The 6,079-nt window shown below is 72.0% G+C and carries 7 protein-coding genes and 1 pseudogene; 4 read left to right on the top strand and 4 right to left on the bottom strand.

Translation table 11 applies throughout. The features are described from left to right. A pseudogene (locus G3I65_RS45215) lies at positions 1–373 on the bottom strand (hypothetical protein); the annotation flags it as partial. Positions 374–434: 61 nt separating this feature from the next. Next, on the bottom strand, positions 435–1,052 hold the full coding sequence (locus tag G3I65_RS45210; RefSeq protein ID WP_160701559.1) for a TetR/AcrR family transcriptional regulator: 618 nt from the start codon (positions 1,050–1,052) through the stop codon (positions 435–437). 96 nt (positions 1,053–1,148) lie between these two features. Between G3I65_RS45210 and G3I65_RS45205 the strand changes: the two genes are divergently transcribed. Together G3I65_RS45205 and G3I65_RS45200 are read left to right on the top strand one after the other, a co-directional pair. Beyond that, the gene (locus G3I65_RS45205) at positions 1,149–2,300 is read left to right on the top strand and encodes an acyl-CoA dehydrogenase family protein (protein WP_160701558.1); all 1,152 of its coding nucleotides are present in this window, start codon (positions 1,149–1,151) and stop codon (positions 2,298–2,300) included. An 11-nt stretch (positions 2,301–2,311) separates the two neighbouring features. Further along, positions 2,312–3,448 (top strand): CaiB/BaiF CoA-transferase family protein, encoded by a 1,137-nt coding sequence (locus tag G3I65_RS45200; RefSeq protein ID WP_160701557.1) that lies wholly within the window; start codon positions 2,312–2,314, stop codon positions 3,446–3,448. Here G3I65_RS45200 and G3I65_RS45195 read toward each other — a convergent pair. Both G3I65_RS45195 and G3I65_RS45190 read right to left on the bottom strand, forming a co-directional pair. Then, positions 3,445–3,975, bottom strand: coding sequence for a GNAT family N-acetyltransferase (locus tag G3I65_RS45195; protein WP_160701556.1), 531 nt, complete (start codon positions 3,973–3,975; stop codon positions 3,445–3,447). The genes G3I65_RS45200 and G3I65_RS45195 overlap by 4 nt on opposite strands. An 86-nt stretch (positions 3,976–4,061) precedes the next feature. Continuing rightward, on the bottom strand, positions 4,062–4,835 hold the full coding sequence (locus tag G3I65_RS45190; RefSeq protein ID WP_160701555.1) for a crotonase/enoyl-CoA hydratase family protein: 774 nt from the start codon (positions 4,833–4,835) through the stop codon (positions 4,062–4,064). Positions 4,836–4,937: 102 nt separating this feature from the next. Between G3I65_RS45190 and G3I65_RS56685 the strand changes: the two genes are divergently transcribed. Together G3I65_RS56685 and G3I65_RS45185 are read left to right on the top strand one after the other, a co-directional pair. Next, positions 4,938–5,105 carry a hypothetical protein gene (locus G3I65_RS56685; protein WP_166641399.1) on the top strand — a complete coding sequence of 56 codons (168 nt, stop codon included), beginning with the start codon at positions 4,938–4,940 and terminating at the stop codon, positions 5,103–5,105. 360 nt (positions 5,106–5,465) lie between these two features. Continuing rightward, positions 5,466–5,948, top strand: a complete 483-nt coding sequence (locus G3I65_RS45185; protein WP_125315648.1) for a helix-turn-helix transcriptional regulator — start codon at positions 5,466–5,468, stop codon at positions 5,946–5,948. The last annotated feature ends 131 nt before the right edge of the window (positions 5,949–6,079 follow it).

Genomic DNA, 6,079 nt, shown 5'->3' with positions numbered 1-6,079 from the left:
CGTCGCGGACGCCCGTGCCCGCCGAGCGGCGCCGTCCCGCGAACGCCATGCCCGCCCCGGCCAGCAGCACCACCGCGCCGGCGGTGAGCGGGATCCCGTAGCGCGCGACGTGGGTGTTCTCGTAGAACTTCTTCGCTTCCTCGCCGGGTTCGACGGAGAACGACCGTGTCCAGGCGCTGATCGTCTGGCTGCTTTCGCTCTTGCCGTCGACGACCTGCTCGAACGTCGTCTGCGGCAGGAACGACCCGGCCACCACGAGGGCCGCGGCCACGGCGCCGAACATCCCGGCGAGCAGCCGGCGGAACCCGCCGGGATCGGCGGCCGGCCGCGCGGGCGGCGGGCTGTAGGGGTACGGGGGCGGAGCGGCGGTCATGGTGACTCCCCTCTGTCCGGGGGATTGGACCACGATTCGGCGGCCGCGGATAAGGGGTTCGTCAGCTCGGAGCAGTGGCGGCGTCCTGGTAGAGCAGGACGGCGATGCGCTTCCACTCCTCGAGCAGCTGCCGCCGCCGGTCCGGGTCGCCGCCGAGCTCGGCGTCCAGCGCCAGCCCGCGGGTGAGGTTGACGGTGAGCCAGAACAGCATCTCGGCCCGCTCGGGCAGGAGCTCGCCGGCGACCTGCGTGACGTGCTCCAGCGTGGCGCGGCCGAGCGCGCGGTCGACCGGCCGGATGGCCGCGCGCAGCTCGGGGTCGGTGCGGGCGGCGACCCACAGTTCGGTGACGGCGGTCGAGAGCGTGCCCGAGTAGCCGGTCCACAGCAGGTCGATCGCGGCGGCGACGCCGGTGCCGCCGCCGGGCAGCTCGTCCAGTGAAGCCGCGAGCCGGCGGCGCAGCTTGGTCGTCAGGTGCTCGACCGCGGCCGCCATCAGCTCGGCCTTCGCCGTGAAGTGGTGCTGCACCGCGCCCTTCGAGACGCCCGCCCGGGCGCAGATCTCCTGGACCGACGTCCGCGCGTAGCCGAGGTCCACCAAGCAGTCGATGGTGGCGTCGAGCAGCGCGGTGCGGGTCTGCTCGCGCCGCTGCGCCTGGGTCCGGTGCGCCGTCGAGGTCACTTCGGCCTCCCTGCTTTACCTACAGGCCGGTACGGATGTACATTCCGCAGAGAACTTACATGCTGATCGTCATGTTTTCCAGCAGGAGGGTGTCCCGTGCCGCTGCAACTGCCGAAGAGCTCGTGGAGCACGACCGAGCTCGAAGACCTCCGCGAACTCTCGCGGTCGTTCATGCAGAAGGAGCTCGTGCCGCACCAGGAGCGCTGGGCGGCCGAGAAGAAGGTCGACCGCGAGCTGTGGAACAAGGCGGGCGAGGTCGGGCTGCTCTGCCTGTCGATCCCCGAGGAGTACGGCGGGGGTGGCGGCACCTTCGCGCACGAGGCCGTCCTCTACGAGGAGCAGGCCCGCGCCGGGGACAGCGCGTGGGGCGTCACCGTCCACAATGGAATAGTCGCGCACTACCTCAGCGCGTACGCCTCCGAAGAGAAGAAGCGCGAGTGGCTGCCGAAGATGGCCACCGGCGAAATGGTCGGCGCGATCGCGATGACCGAGCCGGGCACCGGCTCCGACCTGCAGGGCATCAAGACCCGCGCGGTGCGCGACGGCGACCACTACGTCATCAACGGCGCCAAGACGTTCATCACCAACGGTTTCCACGCCGACCTCGTCGTCGTCGCGGTGAAGACCGACCCGGACGCGGGCGCGCAGGGCGTCTCGCTGATCGTGGTCGAGACCGACACGCCGGGCTTCCGCCGCGGCCGCGTCCTCGACAAGGTCGGGCTCAAGGGCCAGGACACCGCCGAGCTGTTCTTCGACGACGTCCGCGTGCCCGCCGCCAACCTCCTCGGCGACGCCGAAGGCCAGGGCTTCTTCCAGCTGATGCTGCAGCTGCCGCAGGAACGGCTGATCATCGCCGTCACCGCGGTGGCCGGGCTGGAGGCCGCGGTCGACCTGACCCTGGAGTACACCAAGGAGCGCACGGCGTTCGGCCGGCCGATCTTCAACTTCCAGAACACCAAGTTCACCCTCGCCGAGGCCGCCACCGAGGCTGCCGTCTCGCGCGCGTTCCTCGACCAGTGCATCGAACGCCACCTGCGCGGTGAACTGGACGTCCAGGGCGCGGCGATGGCGAAGCTGTGGACCACCGAGCGGGTCAACAAGGTCATCGACGACTGCGTGCAGCTCTTCGGCGGCTACGGCTACATGACCGAGTACCCGATCGCGCGCGCGTGGGCCGACGTCCGGATCTCCCGGATCTTCGGCGGCACCAGCGAGATCATGAAGGAAATCATCTCCCGCTCGCTGTGAAAGGACCCGACATGAAGGCAGGTCCGCTCAGCGGCCTGAAGGTGGTGGAGCTCGCGGGACTCGCGCCCGGGCCCTTCGCCGCGATGATCCTCTCCGACCTCGGTGCCGACGTCGTGCGCGTCGACCGCGCGAAGCCGGGGGAGGACGTGCTCGGCATCGCGACCGACCCGCTCGCCCGCGGCCGCCGGTCCGTCGGCATCAACACCAAGACGCCCGAGGGCGTCGAACTGGTGCTGAAGCTGTGCGACACCGCCGACGTCCTCATCGAACCGTTCCGCCCCGGCGTCGCCGAGCGGATCGGGCTCGGCCCGGAAGCCGTGCACGCCCGCAACCCGCGGCTGGTCTACGGCCGGATGACCGGCTGGGGCCAGGACGGGCCGCTGGCGTCGGCGGCCGGGCACGACATCAACTACATCGGCATCTCCGGCGCGCTCGAGCCGATCGGGCGCGCGGGGGAGCGGCCGGTGCCGCCGCTCAACCTCGTCGGCGACTTCGGCGGCGGCGGACTGCTGCTCGCGATGGGCATCCTGGCCGCGCTGTTCGAACGGAACACCTCCGGCAAGGGGCAGGTCGTCGACGCGTCGATGGTCGACGGCGCCGCGCTGCTCACCACGAGCCTGCACGGCATGGCCGCGGCCGGGCTCTGGGGCGGCGGCCGCGGGGACAACATGCTCGACGGCGGCGCGCCCTTCTACGACACCTACGAGACCGCGGACGGCAAGTACGTCGCCGTCGGCGCGATCGAAATGCGGTTCTGGGGCGACCTGGTCAAGGTCCTCGAACTGGACCCGGATTCGCTGCCGCTGCACGTCGACAAGACGCAGTGGCCGAAGCTGCGCGAGATCCTCGCGACGGCGATCGGCAAGCACACGCGCGACGAACTCGTCGCGCGCGCCGAAGGCACCGACGCGTGCCTGACGCCGGTCCTGGCCCCGGGCGAGGCGGCGGCGCACCCGCACAACGCGGCGCGCGGGACGTTCGTCGAGATCGGCGGCATGGTGCAGCCGGCCCCGGCCCCGCGCTTCGACCGGACGCCGCCGGAAACCCCGGAAGCCCCGCGCGCCAAGGGATCCGACACCGAAGCCGTGCTGGCGGAACTGGGCGTCACGGACCTGGACGCGCTGCGTGCGGCGGGTGCGATCGCCTAGGTCCGGGCCAGGTCGGAGCGCACGACCGAGTAGATGACGTGGTCGCGCCACTCGCCGTCGCGGAAGCCGTACCCGCGAAGCACGCCTTCGCGGACGAAGCCGGCTTTCTCGAGCGAGCGCTGTTCGGCGCGGTTGCCGACCTCGGTCGTCGCTTCGACGCGGTTCAACTGCGTGTGCGCGAAGAGGTACTCGGCGAGCAGCCGCTGGGCCTCGGTGCCGTAGCCGTGGCCGCGCGCTTCGGGTGCCAGCACCAGGCCGGCGTTCCAGCAGTACGACGTCGGCCCGGTGCGGGTGCGGTGCCACGAAACGAGGCCGAGCACGCGGCCGCCGAGCACGGGCACGAGCATGCCGCCGTCGGCGGTGAGCATCCCGGTCTCGTGCCACCGGCGGCGCAGGTAGCCGGGGTCGTGCCAGCCGAACCACTGGTGCTCGCCCGCGGCGACGGGGTCGTTGGTCAGCCGGTCGAGCAGCTCGAGATCGGCTTCGGCGACGGGCCGGAGCTCGACTCTGGAGACGTCGTCGTCCATCGGGCGACCTTATCGGCCGCTTGACCGGAACCGGGGCCCCCGCGCCGGATCCAGCCTCTCAGGTGACGCGCCGCAGCGGAGCGTGTTCAGCCGAAGCTGCCGTGACGGCCTTCGCCGCCGGCGAACCGGGCCGCGCCGTCGACCGCCTCCGCCGCCAGCACCCCGGCGCCCATCGCGGCCCGGAACTCCGCCGTGAGCGCGTCCTCTTCGGACCGGCCCCACTGCGCCAGCGCCGACAGCCGGTCGCCGCGCAGGCACGCCTGCGGGAACGCCGCGAGCTGCCGGGCCAGCTCCTGCGCCGCCGAGACCGCTTCGCCCGCCGGGACCAGGCGGTTGGCCAAGCCGATCGCGAACGCTTCGTCCGCCTCGACCGGCCGTCCGGTCAGGATCAGGTCCATCGCCCGCGACTGGCCGATCAGCCGCGGCAGGCGCACCGTCCCGCCGTCGATCAGCGGGACGCCCCAGCGGCGGCAGTACACGCCGAACACCGCCGTCGCGTCCGCGACCCGCAGGTCGCACCACAGCGCCAGCTCCAGCCCGCCCGCGACGGCCGGCCCGTGCACCGCCGCGATCACCGGCTTGCCGAGCGCCATCCGGGTCGGGCCCATCGGGCCGTCCCCGTCCGGGTGAGTCCGGTTCATCCGGTCGGTGCCGATCGCCTTGAGGTCGGCACCCGCGCAGAACGCGCCGCCGGCGCCGGTCAGCACCGCGACGGCGGCGTCCGGGTCGGCGTCGAACGCGCGGAAGGCGTCGGCCAGCTCGGCCGCGGTGGGCCCGTCGACGGCGTTGCGGGCGGCCGGGCGGTCGAGGGTGATCGTGGTGACGGGGCCGTCCTGCTCGACCAGCACGTTCCGGGGCATCGGCGCTCCTCGCGGTTGACCGGCGTGTCTTCCGGGCACGCCTTCCCTAGAGTAAGGGGGTGGCCACTCCCGGGACGGGGACGGCGAGCCGGGAGGAAGCGCATGTCGGGTGGGATGAAGAAGGTCCTGATCGTCGGAGTCGTCGCGATCGTGCTGTTCTTCCTGATCACCCAGCCGACGCAGTCCGCCGACTTCGTCCACCGCGTGCTCGGCTGGCTCAAGGACGGCGCCGAAGCGATCGTCACGTTCTTCCGGACGCTCTTCTCCTGATCTTCGCGACCCGCGCACCGGCACCGCTTCGGGCGGCGCCGGTGGCTACCCTGCGTGTTAGCGGACGGTAAATCACCCAGCGTCACCAATCCCGGAATTCGGACCCCAGCACTCGACCATCCGGGTGGATTGCGGCGGAAAACGCGCAGGTCGGCGAATTCGTGGCAGCCGGGGTCTGGCGAAGGAGACCACCCCGGCCCTACGGTGCTCACATTGCGTGATCGGGTGGTTCGCCCTCCCCCCGGAGAACCCCGGTACGCAGGCAGTTTCCACTCAGCAAGGTGCAGGTTGGTGCGTGCGGCACCACCGCGTGGGACAGGCGTCAGGGCCTGTCCGTCGGGGACCTACAAGGAGGCAGGGATGACCGGAGATCCCGGAGTGGACGCGCTGATCCGGCAATGGGCCGCCGAGCGCGAGCAGACCCCCGAAGAGCAGGAGGTCGACCGCATCGCGAACGCGTGGCTGGCCGACGCGCCACCGCAGGCCCCGGGAATCCCCGGCCAGCGAGCCCGGACCGGGCAGTCGCGGTTCGTCCCCGTCGAGTCGGCCGACCCCGGCTACCTCGCCGCGATGCGCAGCCGGCTGCCGGACGTGCCCGAAGAGCTCCTCACCGCCGCCGCGGGCTGGTGGCAGATGGTCGGCGGCGTCGCCGAGGCCGAGGAGTGGTGGAACGCCGGCATCAGCCCGCTCGACCAGCGGGCCCTCGACTACCGGGCGGCCGGGCTCGCGCCGTCCGACCTGAGCCGCCGGCTTGGGCCGATGACCGTCCTGCAGCACCTCCGCCGCGGCAGCGCCCCGGCCTGGTGCGTCGCGCGCCTCGCGCGGCAGCAGAAGTCCGCCTGACGCGTTTCACACGGCCGGGTGAACCGGCGTGGTGAGAGGATTTCGGCGACCCGCGTAACGCTAACCTGCGCGGGCTCGTTGACACTTCGTCGACACCACGCTGGAGAACCGGAGTTACGTGCGCACCAGGA

Source organism: Amycolatopsis sp. SID8362 (assembly GCF_010550475.1).
Classification (GTDB): Bacteria; Actinomycetota; Actinomycetes; order Mycobacteriales; family Pseudonocardiaceae; genus Amycolatopsis; species Amycolatopsis eburnea.
Note: the sequence above shows the minus strand (reverse complement) of the source record. Positions and strands in the feature narration are given on the sequence as shown.